Raw genomic sequence first — 19,532 nt, forward strand, 5'->3', positions numbered from 1 at the left:
GAACTTTTTGTCTTTAAGCGACTTTTTTATCTTATCAAGTTTCTTTTTACTTGTCAACAACTTTTTTATTTAAGTTATTGTTGTCTCAGCGACGAATATTAATATACCATCTGTACATTTATTGGTCAATAACTTTTCTAAAAAAAAGAGAAAAAAATTTACTTACTTTAATCTCTTTCATTATTTTAATTCATTTTCTCTAAAAGTAAACCTTCTCTCCGCTTTCACTATTCATTAAGAAGATTGGACGATTATTCATTTAGCATGCTCTATTTATCCCTCTCTAATCAACTTGAACGATCAGGCAAAAAGAAGAGGAAGGAAAGGCTTGTAAAGTCCTTCCCTTCCTCTTCTTCCATAACTGCCTTAATTACTCATTTTATTGAGACATCATTTATCCTAGAAAGCACAGGAATCTATACAACTTATAAGATGAACAGCTCGATTACGACAAGGGCTACTACTCCGAATATTCCTAGAAATCCGGAGATTCCAGCCGTTACCATGTTAATAGGTACATGAATATCTAATTGCCCTCCAAACGCATTCACAAAAAACAAGATGAGCGCCCCGATTGCGAACTTAATTAATCCTTGTCCTAAAAAACGAAATATGCCTGTTCCGCCAGCTAATAGTAAAAGAACTATTAAGCCGCTCAACAATAAGACTACAAATGTAGGTTCCACGTTTTCTCCCCCACTTTTCTCCTTAGGTAATACTATTTTATGCTTCTCGCTTCTTTAAAGAACAAAAAAAGGAGAGAAGACGCATTCAATGCATCTTCTCTCCTTAAAAACCTTTTACATCTTACTAATAGAGATATTCCGTTTTTTTGCTTCTCTTAACAGATATAAATATTTCGCTCGAGTGATTTTTGCACTCAATAATACATCATCAGAAGGGTCTACACTTTTTTCAATCATATCTGTTTGTTTTAACCAACTATTTTTTGCCTGAACGAATGTCTCGAGCAACTTCTCATCAAACTCGCTCTTCAGCCGTCCTTTTCTTTTAAAGAACATAAGCCTGCTATCCCACCTTTACAATTGCCTTCTTCCTTCGATAGCTTTAGAGAGGGTCACTTCATCCGCGTACTCTAAATCTCCTCCAACCGGAAGACCATGGGCAATTCTTGTAATTGTAATTCCTGTAGGTTTCAACAACCGAGAGATATACATCGCGGTAGCTTCCCCTTCGATATTTGGGTTAGTAGCTAGTATGACTTCTTGAACTGTATCATCCTGCAGACGTTTCAACAGATCTGGTATCTTAATGTCTTCTGGCCCTATTCCATCCATTGGAGAAATAGCACCGTGTAACACATGATACAAACCATTGTATTCCTTCATTTTTTCCATCGCGATAACATCTTTCGGATCTTGCAGTACACAAATGACACTCCGATCTCGACGAGGATCTTCACAAATATAACAAGGATCTTGATCTGTAATATGACCACATACCGAACAATACATTAAGTTTCGCTTAGCATTTACAAGAGCTTTGGCAAAATCAAGTACAGTATCTTCTTTCATTGTTAATACAAAAAAAGCCAGACGAACGGCCGTCTTAGGACCAATTCCTGGCAATTTCATGAAACTTTCAATCAATTTAGATATGGGCTCTGGGTATCGCATTTTTCATCTCTCCTACTTAGAGGCCTGGAATATTCAACCCTTGAGTAAATTTACCCATTGTAGAGTTTGTAATTTCATCCATTTGTTTTAGAGCATCATTAGTTGCAGCCAAGACTAAATCTTGAAGCATTTCAATATCTTCTGGATCAACAACTTCTTCTTTAATCTTCACTTCTAGCACTTCTTTATTACCATTTACTAAAACAGTCACCATACCGCCGCCAGCTGTACCTTCAGCTGTCTTTTCCACTAATTCTTCCTGAGCCTTTTGCATATCTTTTTGCATTTTTTGCATTTGTTTCATCATTTTTTGCATATTTCCCATTCCACGCATCATTATTGTTTCCTCCCTAATCTCATTATTCTTTTATTTCGATGAGTTCTTCACCAAACAGTTTTTTAGCCTCTGCAATGAGCGGTTCTTCTTCTTCCTGTTCAGCTTCATCTCCTCGCTGTCCTCGCAGAAACGCTTCTCTTACTTGTTCCCACTCACTGTCGGGGATAGCAGTCATCTCGAGTCGCTTACCAGTTAAAGTATATAAAATATTTTCTAAGTTATCACGTACATTATTATTATTTTCTGCGGCCATCTTGCAATGAATCTCATATTTAAATTTTAAAACGAAATCATTGTCTGAAGAAGCAACCGGTTCACTATTCAATAATAAGGCGGCGTGCGAAGCTTTGTTTTGCTGTTTTAATGTTTCCAAAACCTCCGGCCACGCTTTTTTTAGCACTTCTAAATTTTTTCGGGTCGCTGCCTTTAGTACTTCTTGTATCTTACCAGTCGGTACTTTGTAAGTGCTTCTCACTTGTCTAGAAGCTTTTCGTTCTGATGCGGAAGATTCGCTTTCTCCGCTTCTTTGCACCTGCATCCCATTTTCTTTCATCCGTTGAATCTCCATCTGTAATTCAGAGATTTTCTGCATTAAAGAAGTAAGGTTCCCATCCGGTGCAGAAGATACATTTTGACAGAGCTTCACTAAAGCCACTTCCAGCAATACTCTCGGATGGTTTGTCCACTTCATTTCCTGCTGGGCAGCATTCAGTTTTCGAATCACCTCATGGATAAAATCACTCGAAACACTTTCACTTAGCCTCTTAAATTCTTCATTAATAACAGCGCGTTCTAATAAATCGGGATTCTCTCCTCCAGATTGGTACAAAAGCAAATCCCTATAATAGAAGATTAAGTCTTCGACAAAGCGCAAAGGTTCCTTCCCATTCCGCATGAGCTGATCTACAGCCTCTAACACTTGAACTACTTCACGTTCATGAATGGCTTTAGCAGCCGCAAACAAAAACTCTTGTGATACAGCTCCTGTAATGGATAAAACATCGTCTAAAGTCACAATGTCTTCACTATAAGAGATGGCTTGGTCAAGAAGACTTAACGCGTCCCTCATCCCACCTTCTGCTGCCTTCGCTACTGCAAAAAGCGCATCTTTCTCTGTTTGCACTTGTTGAGAAGAGAGGATATCCTCCATACGACTAACCATATCTTCAGGGGCAATTCGCTTAAAATCAAAGCGCTGACACCTAGAAATGATGGTCAATGGTATTTTATGAGGTTCTGTTGTCGCCAAAATAAAAATAACATGCGGCGGCGGCTCCTCTAACGTTTTTAACAAGGCATTGAAAGCTCCAATTGACAGCATATGAACTTCATCGATAATATACACTTTATATTTTACTGCACTCGGTGCATACTTCACTTTATCCCTTATATCACGAATCTCATCTACACCGTTGTTAGAAGCCGCATCAATTTCTATTACATCAGAGATTGACCCATCCATAATCCCTCGACAAGCAGAGCAATTATTGCAAGGTTCAGCTGTAGGGGCTGTTTCACAGTTTACCGCCTTAGATAAAATTTTAGCCGCTGTTGTTTTCCCTGTTCCTCTTGGTCCCGAGAATAAATAAGCGTGCGAAAATTTCTCTTGCAGCAAAGCATTCTGCAAAGTCTTAATGATATGAAGCTGTCCTACTACATCCTCGAATTTTTGAGGTCGATAAACGCGGTACAAGGCTTGATAAGCCATCCTACCCCTCCTCACTCTCCATCACGTAACATTCCTATTATAGCTCAAATAATAGTTGTTTTCCAAAATGGCTATAAGAATCTAAAGAAAAAACCTACTCTTTTGAGCAGGTTTAAAATAAGCATATGTATAAACTGCCGTGCACCTTCCTTCGATTAGCAACCCTAGGCGTTACTCAAGCAGTTAGCTCGGTCCAGGCTACCCTGCGGCACATGAGAGCTTCTGCTTACTGCTGCTTCCTTCCGGACCTGACAGGGTTCACAGATTCCCATTGCGCAGGACCCAGACGTCAACACCACTTACTTGAGTCAGACCCTAAAATATACTAACCTCTGGAAGGGATTCGGCCTCGCTAGAGCGGATTGCGAGTACAGGGCACCGCTACCTCCCCGCTTAGCACGGCAAAATTGAAACCTAATTTAAAGGCATCTACTTGATGCATTTTCAAGTATAAGGGTTTTTATCTTAAAATGCAACGACTATCCATTGTTAATTGTTTCAAAATCGCTTAAATTTCTTTTTTCTTTTTCTTAGCTAATCGTATTTCCCTAAAAAAATGGGTGAGAAGCTGGCCACACTCTTCCTCGAGAATCCCCCCTTCTACCTCCGCTTGATGATTAAACTTATCTTCCGTTAATAAGTTCATTAAGGTTCCAGCACATCCCCCTTTCGGATCATAAGCGCCGAACACCACTCGTTTCACCCTTGATAGCACTATCGCACCTGCACACATCGGGCACGGCTCCAACGTTACATATAAAGTCGTATCTTCTAGACGCCACGTTCCTAGTGCTTTACATGCTTCATCAATTGCTAGTAATTCAGCATGTGCCACCGCTCTTTGTTCGGTCTCCCTTAAATTATGCCCTCTTGCGACAATTTCGCCATCTTTTACAATCACTGCCCCAATAGGCACTTCCATAATGGCTTCTGCTTTTTTCGCTTCTTCTATTGCTGCTCTCATATAGTAGTCATCTTGTTCTATCATCGATCTTCAACCCTGCCTATTCAAAAATATTCTCTTTTCAACTTACACAATATATAAAGAAAGGAGAGAATGTATATGGATAAAAATAAACCTGCTTTAATCATAATTGATATCATCAATGATTTTCAATTTGAATACGGAAAAGAATTAAGCCGACAAACAGCTAGTATCGCTCCCAATATTCATCATCTAAAACAATTGATGCATCATCATCAGTACCCGGTCATTTACGTGAATGATCATTATCAGCTTTGGCAAGCGAACCTGCAGAAAATTTTAGAAACGTGCACCAACTCTTTAAGTCAGCCTATCTTATCTTTATTAACGCCTGAAGAGCGTGATTATTTCCTTATCAAACCTAAACATTCCATCTTTTACGGAACAGCCCTTAATATGCTATTAAAAAAATTACAAGTGACTACACTTATTTTAACAGGAGTTGCCGGAAATATTTGTGTGCTTTTTTCCGCGAATGATGCTTATATGAGAGAATATGACCTGATTATTCCATCTGATTGTGTCGCCTCCAATATAAAAGAGGATAATGATTTTGCGCTAAAAATGATGAAGAGCGTCCTGAAAGCTGACACTTCAGATTATACATCTTGTCTCAAAAATCGCTTACTCCAATAGATACTTCTTTTTCAATAAATAAATTCATTCAATGCTCCTCCTCATCATAACATGATAAAGATGATTGATTTTCATGAGAGGAGGACAAATCGCGATGCAAATACATGTAGTAAGAGCCGGGCAAAGCATCTATGGTATTGCTCAAGCATACGGAACTTCGCCTCAAGCCATTTCACAAGCAAATGAATTACCCATCCCGGATCGACTGGTAATTGGTCAAGCACTCATTATCCCAATTCAGGGGTCCTACTACTGGGTACAGCCAGGAGATACACTCTGGGATATAGGTCGAACATTAAATGTAAGCTATCAAAAACTAGCAACGGTTAATAACATCTCGGTCAATCAGCCATTGATGACAGGAATGCGACTATATATTCCCCCACGCCCCAAACGAAATGGAGAATTTTACGGGTATGTAGAAGCGAGCGGCCGAACCATTGACCGCCCTGTCGAAAACCTCATTCGGGCAAACGCCAAATACTTAACATATTTAGGAGCGGCCAACTTTGAAGTAAGACGAGATGGTTCCTTGAAAGAACCTAATCTTAATAACTTAGGAGCTATTGCTGTAGAAAATCAAGTGAGCTATTCCATGGTTGTAACAAATATTGAAGATGGGTCATTTAGCGATGAATTAGGACGTATTATCCTGAACGAACCAGCGATTGAAACAAACCTGTTAAATAATATTATGGCAACTGCTAAAAAGTATAATTTTACGGAGGTTGCATTTGATTTTGAATATTTACGTCCAGAAGATAAAGATGCCTACCTCCGCTTTTTGAAACGGGCCAAATCTCGACTCAAACAAGAAGACTATATTATGTCTGTAGCGTTAGCTCCCAAAAAAAGTAGAGACCAAAAAGGAAAATGGTACGAAGCTCATGATTATAAAAGTATTGGGGAAATTGCAGATTTCGTTGTCATTATGACCTATGAATGGGGATACAGTGGCGGGCCTCCAATGGCTGTTTCTCCGATTGGACCCGTGCGGGAAGTATTAGAATATGCCATCACAGAGATTCCCCCTAACAAAGTGATGATGGGCCAAAACCTTTATGGCTATGATTGGACATTGCCTTTTGTTAAAGGGGGACAATATGCTAAAGCGCTCAGCCCCCAGCGCGCAATTGAAGTGGCTTATCAATATAACGTTCCTATTCAATACGATACCAATGCGCAAGCTCCTCACTTCAATTATCAAGATGAAAACAACAAGCAACATACCGTTTGGTTTGAAGATGCTCGTTCCATTCAAGCAAAATTCAACTTGCTAAAAGAACTTAATTTAAGGGGAATGGCTTATTGGAAACTCGGTCTTCCTTTTCCACAAAACTGGCTATTAATTGAGGAAAATTTTAATGTAATCAAAAAGAGGTAGCCTTCTGAAGGGCGCCTCTTTTTCCATTTAAACCCAATATATACATATTTCTTTTTTTCATGAATCTCTCCCTCTTCTTCTCTTCGGTATGTTAAAATAAACTCTGTCTGTTTTGGGACGTGAAATGTGTCTATAGAGGAGGAACGCAAAGTGGGAGAAACGCCCTTTATCGCGGTAGAAGGACCGATTGGTGTTGGAAAAACCTCGCTGTCCAAAGCGATTTCTTCGTATTTTCAATTCAATTTACTAAAAGAAATTGTTGACGAAAACCCATTTTTAGGTAAATTTTATAAAGATATTGATGAGTGGAGCTTCCAAACGGAAATGTTCTTTTTATGCAATCGATTTAAACAATTAGAAGACATTCAACGCCTCCACCTAAGTCAACAACAGCCTGTAATTGCTGATTATCATATTATGAAGAACATGATTTTTGCAGAGCGTACATTAAAAAGTGAGCAGTACGAAAAATATGTGAAAATCTATCATATTTTAACTGAAGATATGCCTGTGCCGAATTTGATTATCTATTTGAATGCGAGCCTTGACACTCTGTTAAAACGAATCCAGCTGCGCGGACGAGAAATTGAAAAGAATATGGATCCTTCTTATTTGCTTCAATTAAAACAAGATTACGAAGTGGCAATGGATCGATTTGAAAAGATGCATCCAGATGTAACGGTACTACGTTTCAACGGGGACGAACTTGATTTTGTCCAAAATCCAGATCACATGGATTTTATTTTAAATAAAGTACAGGATACCCTTAAAAAAGGAGATAAAAGCAATGGATTTACGCAAAAAATATAACATTCCAAGTGATGCAGTTCTTACAATTGCGGGAACAGTTGGGGTCGGAAAATCAACAATGACATCCGCTTTGGCACAAGCACTCGGATTTAGAACCTCTTTTGAAAAAGTAGATACAAATCCATATTTAGATCGCTTCTATGCTGACTTTGAACGTTGGAGTTTCCACCTTCAAGTATACTTCTTAGCAGAACGCTTTAAAGAACAGAAAAAGATTTTTGAGTATGGTGGCGGATTTGTACAAGATCGTTCCATTTACGAAGATACAGGCATTTTTGCAAAAATGCACTTTGAAAAAGGAACAATGTCAAAAGTTGATTATGAAACCTATACAGGTTTATTTCAAGCCATGGTCATGACTCCTTACTTCCCACATCCAGATTTACTTATTTACTTAGAAGGAAGCTTTGATGATATTTTAGATCGCATTCGTGAACGCGGCAGACCTATGGAACAGCAGACGCCAATCGAGTATTGGAAAGAGATGCACGAACGATATGAAAACTGGATTAACAACTTTAATGCTTGCCCAGTCTTACGCTTAAATATTAATGAATATGATATCATGGAAAATGAATCTTCCATTGAACCAATTGTTGAAAAAATTTCTCGTTTCTTACATCATAGTGAAAAATTAAAAAGAAAAATGTAAAAAAGAGAAGTTGAAAAAGCGGGATTCAAACCTTTTCAACTCCCCTTAGCAAAATGAACCGTTTATCAAAACCTTTGATAAACGGTTCATTTTGCATAAAAAAACTCTATTCTTCTCCAAAAAGTTTTCAGGTTTAGTGGTTAACAACTTCTTATATAAATAAAAAAAAATCGTTACTAAACAGTAACGATTTTCCAATCTCCAATTTTATCTGCGCTAAGTTCATTAATGTCATTATTATGGCGGAGGAAGAGGGATTCGAACCCCCGCGGGCTGTTACACCCCTGTCGGTTTTCAAGACCGATCCCTTCAGCCGGACTTGGGTATTCCTCCGTATCGACGAATATAAATATACTAAAAAACAAATGATATGTCAATTTTTTTTATTTTTATTTCAACATTAAGAACTGCTTCACACAGCACAATTCTCGACCTTTGCTCTAACATAATAAAAGGGTCACGAGGACCCTTTTATTATTTACTCTTAATAACTTCCTTATTTCCCATGTATGGCCGAAGTACTTCTGGCACAATTACTGATCCATCTGCTTGCTGGTAATTTTCTAAAATAGCGGCAACTGTACGGCCGATTGCAAGACCAGAACCGTTTAATGTATGCACATGTTCAGGCTTCGCATTTAATTCTCGTCTGAAGCGAATGTTAGCACGACGAGCTTGGAAACCTTCGAAGTTTGAGCAAGATGAAATTTCACGATATGTATCATAGCTCGGAATCCATACTTCAATGTCATATTTTTTAGCAGCGGTAAAACCTAAGTCTCCTGTACACATGCTCATTACACGATAAGGAAGGCCCAATAACTGCAATACTTTTTCTGCATGTCCAGTTAGCTTCTCTAATTCATTATAAGACTCTTCAGGCTTAACAAATCGAACGAGTTCCACTTTGTTGAATTGATGCTGACGGATTAGTCCTCTTGTATCACGCCCTGCTGATCCTGCCTCTGAACGGAAGCAAGAACTGTAAGCAGCATACGCGATTGGAAGTTGGTCTCCACTTAAAATTTCATCACGATGCAAATTCGTTACAGGTACCTCTGCTGTTGGAATTAAAAAATAGTCTTCTGATTCAATGCGGAAAGCATCTTCTTCAAACTTTGGCAATTGACCTGTTCCAGTCATGCTTGTGCGATTCACGATATAAGGCGGTAATACTTCTTCATATTCATGCTCTTCTACATGCAAATCTAACATGAAGTTAATAAGCGCTCGCTCTAACCTTGCCCCTAGACCTTTGTAAAATACAAAACGACTCCCTGTTACTTTTCCCGCGCGCTCAAAATCTAAAATATCTAATTCTGTTGCAATATCCCAGTGAGGTTTTGGTTCAAAATCAAATTGACGAACTTCTCCCCACTGACGAACCTCTACATTATCATCTTCACTTTCCCCAACTGGTACACTTTCATGAGGGATATTTGGAATAGATAATAAAAGATTTTCTAGTGCCTCTTCTACCGTTCTTAATTCTTCATCTAATACTTTAATTCGGTCGCCTACTTCTCTCATTTCTGTAATGAGATGATCAGCATCCTGTTTTTCTCGTTTTAATACCGCTACTTGTTGAGACACTTCATTTCGTTTGCTTTTTAATTCTTCTGTTTGAGCAATAAGCTCTCTTCGTTTTAGATCCAGTTCTTCAAATTGATCTAAATCAGCTAAATCTTCTCCTCTAAACTTCATCTTTTCCTTTACTTCAGTAAAATTAGCACGTAAAAATTTTAAATCTAACATGTGCTCATACCTCCTTAAATATATTGTAAGGGCAAATAAAAAAACCCTCATCCCTATAAAATAGGGACGAGAGTTTACCCGCGTTGCCACCCTACTTGAAAGCAATCATAGATTGCTTCCCAGCTTATCATGATAACGGTTGTCCACCGAAATTGCCTACTAAACAATATTAGTTATTCAGCAACTTGCTCGAGGATGGATTCACAAGTCCTCACCGTCGATTCCCACCAACCATCGACTCTCTAAAGGAAAGGTTTCTTGTTACTAGTTCCTCTCATCGCTTTGTATATAGTTCAATCATACATAATTTACTATAAGTTTTTACAAGATGCAAACGTTTTATGCCTGAGTCTCTTTAATCATATGAACAAAATATTGAGCCATTCGATGGTCTTCTGTTAGTTCAGGATGGAAGGAACAACCTAAGAACTGACCTTGTCTTGCTGCGACAATACGGCCATTATGTTCTGATAGAACCTCTACATCTTCACCGACACTTACGATATGAGGCGCACGTATAAACACGCCAATAAAATCCTCTGCGACTCCAGTAATAGAGAGCTTTGCTTCAAAACTTTCTCGTTGACGCCCAAAGGAATTCCGTTCTACCGTAATATCCATCACACCTAAATGGGGTTCTTCATATCCGACAATATGATTAGCTAATAAAATAAGACCTGCACATGTTCCGAACATTGGCTTTCCAGAAGCAGCAAAATCACGCAATGGCTGCATGAAATGGTACTTATCAATAAGGCGGCGCATTGTTGTGCTTTCTCCACCTGGTAGAATTAAGCCGTCAATCTCCTCTAACTGCTCTACCTTTTTAATAATAACAGCCTCTGCCCCTGAAGCTTCTATAGCCTGTACATGTTCACGGACAGCACCTTGTAATCCAAGAACTCCTACCTTCACCATGTGTACAACCCTCTCAATTACCAGCCGCGCTCTTGCATACGGTTTTCTGGAAGTAACGTTGAAATTTCGATTCCTTTCATCGCTGTTCCTAATCCTTTAGAAAGCTGAGCAATTAATTGGTAATCTTCATAATGTGTTGTTGCTTCTACAATTGCACGGGCAAATTTAGCAGGGTTTTCTGATTTAAAGATACCAGAACCTACGAATACTCCGTCAGCTCCTAATTGCATCATTAAAGCAGCATCTGCTGGTGTTGCCACACCGCCTGCTGCAAAGTTTACAACTGGCAAACGACCTTCACGTTTAATTTGCAATAAAATTTCATAAGGAGCCCCTAACAATTTTGCTTCCGTCATGATTTCATCTTCACTCATGTTAATCAACTTGCGTACTTGAGCGTTCACTTTGCGCATGTGTCGAACAGCTTCTACGATATTCCCTGTTCCAGGCTCACCTTTTGTACGAAGCATTGATGCACCTTCTCCGATACGACGTGCTGCTTCGCCTAAATCACGGCATCCGCACACAAACGGTACAGTGAAAGCATTTTTGTTTAAGTGATATTCTTCATCAGCTGGCGTTAATACTTCACTCTCATCAATATAATCCACACCAAGTGCTTCTAACACACGTGCTTCCACAATATGTCCAATACGCGCTTTAGCCATAACTGGAATCGAAACCGCGTTCATTACCTCTTCCACAATTGTTGGATCTGCCATGCGCGCAACGCCACCTGCTGCACGAATATCAGCAGGAACACGCTCTAATGCCATAACTGCAACTGCGCCCGCTTCTTCTGCAATTTTCGCTTGCTCTGCATTTACAACATCCATGATGACGCCGCCCTTTTGCATTTCCGCCATTCCACGTTTAACACGATCAGTACCTGTATTCATTCTTGTACTCCCCCCATTGATGTGTATTACATGAGTGAATATTTCACTCTATTATGTTTCCATTTTTTTATTTTACCTTATTTTTCAGAATAAAGCATATAAAAAATCGTTTTCATATGTTCAATTTACTCTTATCTTGTTTAATCTCGTTTTTTATATTCTTTTTCTAAGAAAAATATTAAAAAAAGACTAAACCAATTTGTTGTTGGTTTAGTCTTTTCATCTATTTTTCCAGTGATCATGCCACAAGAAAAAATCCGCATACCTACTCGTTTTCTTTACTCAATCTAAAATATTTTAAAACCAGCCTTTAACTGTGTCCGCTGCACTTGTCCAAATATCCCCAAAGAATCCACCGATGCCACGTAAAGAAAGAATAAACCAGTTTGCTTTTTCAACCGCGTCTTTTGTTACAAGATTGACTGTAGCTGCTTTTTCTCCTTCTTTTGTTAAAAAGCCGAGCTGATCGTCACCTTTATACGTAACACCTACTACCCCTACTTTTTGTCCTTCTTTTACAGGTGCAGCCAGCCTTCCTTTTTCATCAAGTGATTTCTCGTTCAACTCAATATAAGGACTATACTCTTTTTGTTCCCCGCGCTTTACTAGTACTTCTAGCGGTTTATCTGTATAAACTTCTACCTCTTTTTCTTTCCCTTTTACAACGGAAAGATCGCTCTGCTTCTTAAATGTATGATGAGCAGGTAAAATTTCTTCTACTGTGTAATTACTGAAAGCATAATCCAATAATTTTCTTGTTTCTTCAAATCGTGCTTTAAACGATTTAACACCGTTTGATTTAGCATTCATGACAACGGTAATATAACGGACTCCATTTCGTTCAGCCGTTCCGGTAAAACAATATCCAGCAAAATCTGTATGGCCTGTCTTAAGTCCATCTACTCCCTCGTAACCAAATACGAGTCCTGGAAGCATCCAGTTCCAGTTGTCCATTTGAATCTCATGATCCGTTCCTTCTCTGAACACCTTTTTTGGAATTTTAGCGGTTTCCAGCACTTCCGGGAAATCGTTAACTAAATGGTAAGCTAACGTAGCCGTAGCTCTAGCGGATAATAAGTTCTCCGCATTAGCATCTGTTCCGTTTGGATGCATCCCTTTTAATAAAGTATTCGTTAACCCTGTAGAGTTCACAAATTGATAATCTTCTAACCCAAGCTCTTCTGCTTTTTGGTTCATCATTTTAACAAAGTTTGATTCAGAACCTGCTAACACTTCGGCAATTGCAATTGTAGCACCGTTTGCCGAATAAATTGCCATCGCCTCATAAAGCTCTTTTACATTGTATTTTCCATCTTTTAAGAGTGGAACATTAGATAAACTTCGATCTTGAGAAATTTGGTATACGTAATCACTAATCGTATGTTCTTGGTCCCAACTTACTCTTTTTTCACTAATGGCTTCTAACAAGAGGTATTCGGTCATCATTTTTGTCATGCTGGCAATTCCTAAAACGGTATCCGCATTTTTCTCAAAAATAATTTTTCCTGTTGTCGCCTCTACTAATATAGCAGCGTCTGATTCAATATTTAAGAAATTTTCCTCGGCCTGTGCATGCGAAGCGCTAGTCAACAAACTCATAAACAGAATTGTTGATAAGACACTAAAGACCAAAAGTTTACGTAACTGATTCTTCACTCCTAAACCCTCCACAATTAGACTCACATAAAGGCTATTTTAACATATAGCCATCTAAAAAAATAGATAAATAAGTATTGTTCCTATTTGCAAAACACTCAATAAAACAGCTTGCTAACTAGTACAAATTCACGTAAATCAAATAAAAAAGCACCTCTATACATAGGCAATAGTATAAAGGTGCTCTTTATTAAATCTTAGCTCATAGAATAGTTTGGTGATTCTTTCGTAATTTGTACATCGTGCGGATGGCTTTCTCTTAATCCTGCACCGGTCATACGAATGAATTGAGCATGTTCTCTTAACTCGTTTAAATTACGTGTACCGCAGTAACCCATTCCTGACTTTAAACCGCCAATTAATTGATAAATCGTATCAACTAAAGGACCTTTGTAAGGGACACGACCTTCAATCCCTTCTGGGACAAACTTCTTATTATCTTCTTGGAAATAACGATCTTTACTTCCTTGTTCCATTGCTCCGACAGAACCCATTCCTCGATAAACTTTAAAACGTCTTCCTTGGAAAATTTCTGTTTCACCTGGGCTTTCTGTTGTACCAGCAAGTAAACTTCCTAACATGACCACATGACCACCTGCTGCCAATGCCTTTACGATATCGCCTGAGTATTTAATTCCACCATCCGCAATAATAGGAACACCGTGTTTTCTTGCTTCTGTCGCACAATCGTAAATGGCTGTAATTTGAGGAACTCCCACTCCTGCTACAACACGAGTTGTACAAATTGATCCAGGTCCAATTCCAACCTTGACCACATTAGCACCAGCTTCGATTAAAGCCTTTGTCCCTTCACCCGTCGCTACATTCCCTGCAATAATGTTTAAGTTAGGGTATAGGTCACGAATATTGCGAACCGCATCTAGCACACCTTGAGAATGGCCATGCGCTGTATCAATAACAATTACATCTACACCGGCATTGACTAGCTTTTCTGTTCGAACTAATGTATCCTTCGTAACGCCTACTGCCGCCCCGACTAAAAGACGACCTTGCTTGTCTTTAGCAGAGTGAGGGAACTCAATGACTTTTTCAATGTCTTTAATTGTAATTAATCCTTTTAGAACCCCTTGCTCATCGACTAATGGAAGCTTTTCGATTTTATGTTTTTGGAGGATTTTTTCAGCTTCATCTAAAGTTGTACCAACAGGTGCTGTAACAAGATGTTCTTTCGTCATAACATCTGAAATAAGAATTGAATAGTCTTGCACAAAACGCAAATCGCGATTGGTTAAAATGCCGACTAGCTTCTGTTCTTGTTCATTGTTTACAATCGGCACACCTGAAATACGATACTTACCCATAAGATGCTCTGCATCAAACACTTGATGTTGAGGAGTTAAAAAGAAAGGATCTGTAATAACGCCGCTTTCTGAGCGCTTTACCTTGTCTACTTGCTCTACTTGCTGTTCAATGGACATATTCTTATGAATAATACCTAGTCCACCTTGTCTCGCCATTGAAATTGCCATTTCAGCTTCAGTGACCGTATCCATCCCTGCACTAATTAATGGGACATTTAATTTAAGTGTTTCTGTCAAACGAACGCTTAAATCAACATCCTTTGGCAATACTTCTGATTTAGCAGGAACTAACAATACATCATCAAATGTTAAACCTTCTTTTACAAATTTACTTTCCCACATCATATAATCCTCCTCTAGGCGACAAAATATTATTAGTAGATTAACAATTGAGCTATCTGTATGTCAATAAACCTTCAATAATTTAGATAATTCAAAAAACAAAGAGGTGTATTTATTTGTTTAATTTTGGTGAAACAAAAGACCGTTTCTCAATTTTTTATTCTGCTCCCTATACACAGAAATATTTATACTCTTGTTATAAATACCGCTCTATACACGAAGCAGAACGAAAAAGTTTTGAGAATTGTTACCCCTTTATCTATTATTTAGAGCACAGTCAAAATTATTACAAAGTAGCGTCTCAAGCCCCTTTTTCTATTAAACCAATGTTGCTATTTTACGGCATGACTCAATTACTAAAAGCTTGTTTATTGACCGTAGACCCTGAGTATCCACACAGCACATCTGTTCTTGCACATGGGGTATCTACTCGTAAACGGAAGAAACAAAGTTACGAATTTCTAGATGATGAAGTAAAAATTCAAAAGCATGGATTATTTTCACATATTAGCAATATTATGTTTCACGTGGAACAATCTGAAGGGAATAAATACTCCATGGTTTATCTGTTAAGTCTCATCCCTGAACTTTCCTCTTTATTTCAGGAGTGTATAGCCTCACCCACCTGTGTCAAAATCAGCACTACAAACGATGATACTTTTCAGTTTCCTTCTCTCCTGTTAGATCGGTATCATATGGGTCAGGAGCGGTTTTGTACTTATTTATTAGAGAAAACAAAGCTACCTTTCCATTATCAAGGCATGACAGATAATTCGCTCGTTTTTCAATTACAACAAAAGATAAACATCACATGTTGTTCACCGTTAATGTTTAATTTTTATTCCAAGGAGTTCTTTTTTCCACTTGAAAGAGAACATAATCATTTTTTTCCTGAAATTTTAAGTCACTATCTTCTCTTATATAATTTAAGTATGATTTCTCGTTATGAAACTGAATGGTGGTATGAACTTTTACACACGTATTCTTCCAATGATTTTTCCTTTATTTCCAACTTTCTTTCCGTTTCTGCAGAGAAAATCCCTTTTCTTGTTTATAGTTTTTTACAATACAAAAAAGGCTAGTCAATCGACTAGCCTTTCGCGTTGCCTGGCAATGTCCTACTCTCACAGGGGGAGACCCCCAACTACCATCGGCGCTGAAGAGCTTAACTTCCGTGTTCGGCATGGGAACGGGTGTGACCTCTTCGCCATCATCACCAGACAATATGAAGGTTATTCCTTCAAAACTAGATAACTGCAGCTGAGAAAAGCACGTTGTGCTTTAAAATTGGTTAAGTCCTCGATCGATTAGTATCAGTCAGCTCCACACGTCGCCGTGCTTCCACCTCTGACCTATCAACCTGATCATCTTTCAGGGATCTTACTAGCTTGACGCTATGGGAAATCTCATCTTGAGGGGGGCTTCATGCTTAGATGCTTTCAGCACTTATCCCGTCCGCACATAGCTACCCAGCGATGCCTTTGGCAAGACAACTGGTACACCAGCGGTGCGTCCATCCCGGTCCTCTCGTACTAAGGACAGCTCCTCTCAAATTTCCTGCGCCCGCGACGGATAGGGACCGAACTGTCTCACGACGTTCTGAACCCAGCTCGCGTACCGCTTTAATGGGCGAACAGCCCAACCCTTGGGACCGACTACAGCCCCAGGATGCGATGAGCCGACATCGAGGTGCCAAACCTCCCCGTCGATGTGGACTCTTGGGGGAGATAAGCCTGTTATCCCCGGGGTAGCTTTTATCCGTTGAGCGATGGCCCTTCCATGCGGAACCACCGGATCACTAAGCCCGACTTTCGTCCCTGCTCGACTTGTAGGTCTCGCAGTCAAGCTCCCTTGTGCCTTTACACTCTACGAATGATTTCCAACCATTCTGAGGGAACCTTTGGGCGCCTCCGTTACATTTTAGGAGGCGACCGCCCCAGTCAAACTGCCCACCTGACACTGTCTCCCACCCCGATGAGGGGTGCGGGTTAGAATTTCAATACAGCCAGGGTAGTATCCCACCGATGCCTCCACCGAAGCTGGCGCTCCGGCTTCCAAGGCTCCTACCTATCCTGTACAAGCTGTACCAAAATGCAATATCAGGCTACAGTAAAGCTCCACGGGGTCTTTCCGTCCTGTCGCGGGTAACCTGCATCTTCACAGGTACTATAATTTCACCGAGTCTCTCGTTGAGACAGTGCCCAGATCGTTACACCTTTCGTGCGGGTCGGAACTTACCCGACAAGGAATTTCGCTACCTTAGGACCGTTATAGTTACGGCCGCCGTTTACTGGGGCTTCGGTTCAAAGCTTCGCTTGCGCTAACCTCTCCCCTTAACCTTCCAGCACCGGGCAGGTGTCAGCCCCTATACTTCGCCTTACGGCTTCGCAGAGACCTGTGTTTTTGCTAAACAGTCGCCTGGGCCTATTCACTGCGGCTCTCTCGGGCTTGCACCCTATCAGAGCACCCCTTCTCCCGAAGTTACGGGGTCATTTTGCCGAGTTCCTTAACGAGAGTTCTCTCGAACACCTTAGGATTCTCTCCTCGCCTACCTGTGTCGGTTTGCGGTACGGGTACCTCCCACCTCGCTAGAGGCTTTTCTTGGCAGCGTGAAATCAGGAACTTCGGTACTTTATTTCCCTCGCCATCACAGCTCAACCTTACGAGAAGCGGATTTGCCTACTTCTCAGCCTTACTGCTTGGACGCGCATATCCAACAGCGCGCTTACCCTATCCTTCTGCGTCCCCCCATTGCTCAAACGGTGGGGAGGTAGTACAGGAATATCAACCTGTTATCCATCGCCTACGCCTTTCGGCCTCGGCTTAGGTCCCGACTAACCCTGAGCGGACGAGCCTTCCTCAGGAAACCTTAGGCATACGGTGGATGGGATTCTCACCCATCTTTCGCTACTCATACCGGCATTCTCACTTCTAAGCGCTCCACCAGTCCTTCCGGTCTGACTTCACCGCCCTTAGAACGCTCTCCTACCACGGACATCGTAGATGTCCATCCACAGCTTCGGTGATACGTTTAGCCCCGGTACATTTTCGGCGCAGAGTCACTCGACCAGTGAGCTATTACGCACTCTTTAAATGGTGGCTGCTTCTAAGCCAACATCCTGGTTGTCTAAGCAACTCCACATCCTTTTCCACTTAACGTATACTTTGGGACCTTAGCTGGTGGTCTGGGCTGTTTCCCTCTTGACTACGGATCTTATCACTCGCAGTCTGACTCCCAAGAATAAGTCTTCGGCATTCGGAGTTTGACTGAATTCGGTAACCCGTTGGGGGCCCCTAGTCCAATCAGTGCTCTACCTCCGAGACTCTTATCTTGAGGCTAGCCCTAAAGCTATTTCGGAGAGAACCAGCTATCTCCAGGTTCGATTGGAATTTCTCCGCTACCCACACCTCATCCCCGCACTTTTCAACGTGCGTGGGTTCGGGCCTCCATTCAGTGTTACCTGAACTTCACCCTGGACATGGGTAGATCACCTGGTTTCGGGTCTACGACCACATACTCATTCGCCCTATTCAGACTCGCTTTCGCTGCGGCTCCGTCTCTTCAACTTAACCTTGCATGGGATCGTAACTCGCCGGTTCATTCTACAAAAGGCACGCCATCACCCGTTAACGGGCTCTGACTACTTGTAGGCACACGGTTTCAGGATCTCTTTCACTCCCCTTCCGGGGTGCTTTTCACCTTTCCCTCACGGTACTGGTTCACTATCGGTCACTAGGGAGTATTTAGCCTTGGGAGATGGTCCTCCCAGCTTCCGACGGGATTTCTCGTGTCCCGCCGTACTCAGGATCCACTCAAGAGGGAACGAAGTTTCAACTACAGGGTTGTTACCTTCTTCGACGGGCCTTTCCAGGCCTCTTCATCTACTTCGTTCCTTTGTAACTCCGTATAGAGTGTCCTACAACCCCAAGAGGCAAGCCTCTTGGTTTGGGCTAATTCCGTTTCGCTCGCCGCTACTCAGGAAATCGCAATTGCTTTCTCTTCCTCCGGGTACTTAGATGTTTCAGTTCCCCGGGTCTGCCTTCCATACCCTATGTATTCAGGTAAAGATACTGTTCCATTACGAACAGTGGGTTTCCCCATTCGGAAATCTCCGGATCAAAGCTCACTTACAGCTCCCCGAAGCATATCGGTGTTAGTCCCGTCCTTCATCGGCTCCTAGTGCCAAGGCATTCACCGTGCGCCCTTTCTAACTTAACCATTCGCCTTACGGCTACATGTTTCTTACATTAGAAAAGCTTTCACTTTCCTCAGCTATTACTGTTATCTAGTTTTCAAAGAACAATCATTGGTGGAGCCTAGCGGGATCGAACCGCTGACCTCCTGCGTGCAAGGCAGGCGCTCTCCCAGCTGAGCTAAGGCCCCAATATAAAAGTGGTATGGTGGGCCTAAATGGACTCGAACCATCGACCTCACGCTTATCAGGCGTGCGCTCTAACCAGCTGAGCTATAGGCCCATACCATAAGAAAAG

At 40.8% G+C, this 19,532-nt stretch carries 16 protein-coding genes, 3 tRNA genes, 2 rRNA genes, 1 other RNA gene and 1 other annotated feature; of the genes, 5 read left to right on the top strand and 17 right to left on the bottom strand.

Going from position 1 to position 19,532, the window contains the following annotated elements:
* Positions 1 to 425 precede the first annotated feature (425 nt).
* The 7 genes from ACXAEO_RS19680 to tadA all read right to left on the bottom strand — a co-directional run bounded on the left by ACXAEO_RS19680 (position 426) and on the right by tadA (position 4,670).
* Entirely contained in the window at positions 426 to 686 is a 261-nt protein-coding gene (locus tag ACXAEO_RS19680) for a pro-sigmaK processing inhibitor BofA family protein (protein WP_474884320.1), read from the bottom strand.
* A 114-nt stretch (positions 687 to 800) separates the two neighbouring features.
* On the bottom strand, positions 801 to 1,022 hold the full coding sequence (locus ACXAEO_RS19685) for a YaaL family protein (protein WP_474884321.1): 222 nt from the start codon (positions 1,020 to 1,022) through the stop codon (positions 801 to 803).
* Between the two features lie 18 nt (positions 1,023 to 1,040).
* Positions 1,041 to 1,637: a recombination mediator RecR gene (gene recR / locus ACXAEO_RS19690; RefSeq protein WP_474884323.1), complete on the bottom strand. Its 597-nt coding sequence runs from the start codon at positions 1,635 to 1,637 to the stop codon at positions 1,041 to 1,043.
* 16 nt (positions 1,638 to 1,653) lie between these two features.
* Positions 1,654 to 1,974, bottom strand: a complete 321-nt coding sequence (locus ACXAEO_RS19695) for a YbaB/EbfC family nucleoid-associated protein (RefSeq protein ID WP_474884326.1) — start codon at positions 1,972 to 1,974, stop codon at positions 1,654 to 1,656.
* Positions 1,975 to 1,996: 22 nt separating this feature from the next.
* Positions 1,997 to 3,682 (bottom strand): DNA polymerase III subunit gamma/tau, encoded by a 1,686-nt coding sequence (gene dnaX, locus ACXAEO_RS19700; protein WP_474884327.1) that lies wholly within the window; start codon positions 3,680 to 3,682, stop codon positions 1,997 to 1,999.
* Positions 3,683 to 3,819: 137 nt separating this feature from the next.
* Positions 3,820 to 4,084: signal recognition particle sRNA large type (gene ffs, locus ACXAEO_RS19705), an RNA gene on the bottom strand.
* A 106-nt stretch (positions 4,085 to 4,190) separates the two neighbouring features.
* Entirely contained in the window at positions 4,191 to 4,670 is a 480-nt protein-coding gene (gene tadA / locus ACXAEO_RS19710) for a tRNA adenosine(34) deaminase TadA (RefSeq protein WP_474884329.1), read from the bottom strand.
* 75 nt (positions 4,671 to 4,745) lie between these two features.
* Between tadA and ACXAEO_RS19715 the strand changes: the two genes are divergently transcribed.
* The 4 genes from ACXAEO_RS19715 (at position 4,746) to ACXAEO_RS19730 (ending at position 8,149) form a co-directional block, all read left to right on the top strand.
* Entirely contained in the window at positions 4,746 to 5,303 is a 558-nt protein-coding gene (locus tag ACXAEO_RS19715; protein ID WP_474884331.1) for a cysteine hydrolase family protein, read from the top strand.
* Positions 5,304 to 5,397: 94 nt separating this feature from the next.
* On the top strand, positions 5,398 to 6,687 hold the full coding sequence (locus ACXAEO_RS19720; protein ID WP_474884333.1) for a glycoside hydrolase family 18 protein: 1,290 nt from the start codon (positions 5,398 to 5,400) through the stop codon (positions 6,685 to 6,687).
* A gap of 150 nt (positions 6,688 to 6,837) precedes the next feature.
* Positions 6,838 to 7,497, top strand: coding sequence for a deoxynucleoside kinase (locus ACXAEO_RS19725; RefSeq protein WP_474884335.1), 660 nt, complete (start codon positions 6,838 to 6,840; stop codon positions 7,495 to 7,497).
* Positions 7,475 to 8,149 (top strand): deoxynucleoside kinase, encoded by a 675-nt coding sequence (locus ACXAEO_RS19730; protein WP_474884336.1) that lies wholly within the window; start codon positions 7,475 to 7,477, stop codon positions 8,147 to 8,149. The genes ACXAEO_RS19725 and ACXAEO_RS19730 overlap by 23 nt, the downstream gene beginning before the upstream one ends.
* 240 nt (positions 8,150 to 8,389) lie before the next feature.
* Here the strand turns inward: ACXAEO_RS19730 and ACXAEO_RS19735 are convergent.
* The 6 genes from ACXAEO_RS19735 to guaB all read right to left on the bottom strand — a co-directional run bounded on the left by ACXAEO_RS19735 (position 8,390) and on the right by guaB (position 15,041).
* Positions 8,390 to 8,482: transfer RNA gene (locus tag ACXAEO_RS19735), tRNA-Ser, on the bottom strand.
* A gap of 141 nt (positions 8,483 to 8,623) precedes the next feature.
* Positions 8,624 to 9,904 carry a serine--tRNA ligase gene (serS, locus tag ACXAEO_RS19740; protein WP_474884338.1) on the bottom strand — a complete coding sequence of 427 codons (1,281 nt, stop codon included), beginning with the start codon at positions 9,902 to 9,904 and terminating at the stop codon, positions 8,624 to 8,626.
* A 59-nt stretch (positions 9,905 to 9,963) separates the two neighbouring features.
* Positions 9,964 to 10,191, bottom strand: a binding site (T-box leader).
* A gap of 52 nt (positions 10,192 to 10,243) precedes the next feature.
* Positions 10,244 to 10,822, bottom strand: coding sequence for a pyridoxal 5'-phosphate synthase glutaminase subunit PdxT (gene pdxT / locus ACXAEO_RS19745; protein WP_474884340.1), 579 nt, complete (start codon positions 10,820 to 10,822; stop codon positions 10,244 to 10,246).
* A 17-nt stretch (positions 10,823 to 10,839) separates the two neighbouring features.
* Positions 10,840 to 11,721, bottom strand: a complete 882-nt coding sequence (gene pdxS / locus ACXAEO_RS19750) for a pyridoxal 5'-phosphate synthase lyase subunit PdxS (protein WP_474884341.1) — start codon at positions 11,719 to 11,721, stop codon at positions 10,840 to 10,842.
* A gap of 297 nt (positions 11,722 to 12,018) precedes the next feature.
* A complete protein-coding gene (locus ACXAEO_RS19755; RefSeq protein ID WP_474885088.1) occupies positions 12,019 to 13,320 on the bottom strand; it encodes a serine hydrolase in 1,302 nt (433 codons plus the stop codon).
* Between the two features lie 254 nt (positions 13,321 to 13,574).
* Positions 13,575 to 15,041: an IMP dehydrogenase gene (guaB, locus tag ACXAEO_RS19760; RefSeq protein WP_474885090.1), complete on the bottom strand. Its 1,467-nt coding sequence runs from the start codon at positions 15,039 to 15,041 to the stop codon at positions 13,575 to 13,577.
* A 116-nt stretch (positions 15,042 to 15,157) separates the two neighbouring features.
* Here guaB and ACXAEO_RS19765 point away from each other — a divergent pair, with 116 nt between their 5' ends.
* Positions 15,158 to 16,123: a YaaC family protein gene (locus ACXAEO_RS19765; protein ID WP_474884343.1), complete on the top strand. Its 966-nt coding sequence runs from the start codon at positions 15,158 to 15,160 to the stop codon at positions 16,121 to 16,123.
* A 23-nt stretch (positions 16,124 to 16,146) separates the two neighbouring features.
* On the opposite strand, the gene rrf is transcribed toward ACXAEO_RS19765, so the two are convergent.
* The 4 genes from rrf to ACXAEO_RS19785 all read right to left on the bottom strand — a co-directional run bounded on the left by rrf (position 16,147) and on the right by ACXAEO_RS19785 (position 19,517).
* Positions 16,147 to 16,262: ribosomal RNA gene (gene rrf, locus ACXAEO_RS19770) — 5S ribosomal RNA — on the bottom strand.
* Positions 16,263 to 16,328: 66 nt separating this feature from the next.
* A 23S ribosomal RNA gene (locus ACXAEO_RS19775) occupies positions 16,329 to 19,260 on the bottom strand.
* 89 nt (positions 19,261 to 19,349) lie between these two features.
* A tRNA-Ala gene (locus ACXAEO_RS19780) sits at positions 19,350 to 19,425 on the bottom strand.
* Between the two features lie 15 nt (positions 19,426 to 19,440).
* Positions 19,441 to 19,517: transfer RNA gene (locus tag ACXAEO_RS19785), tRNA-Ile, on the bottom strand.
* Between the last annotated feature and the right edge of the window lie 15 nt (positions 19,518 to 19,532).

The organism is Bacillus sp. ABA4_010 (assembly GCF_056159105.1).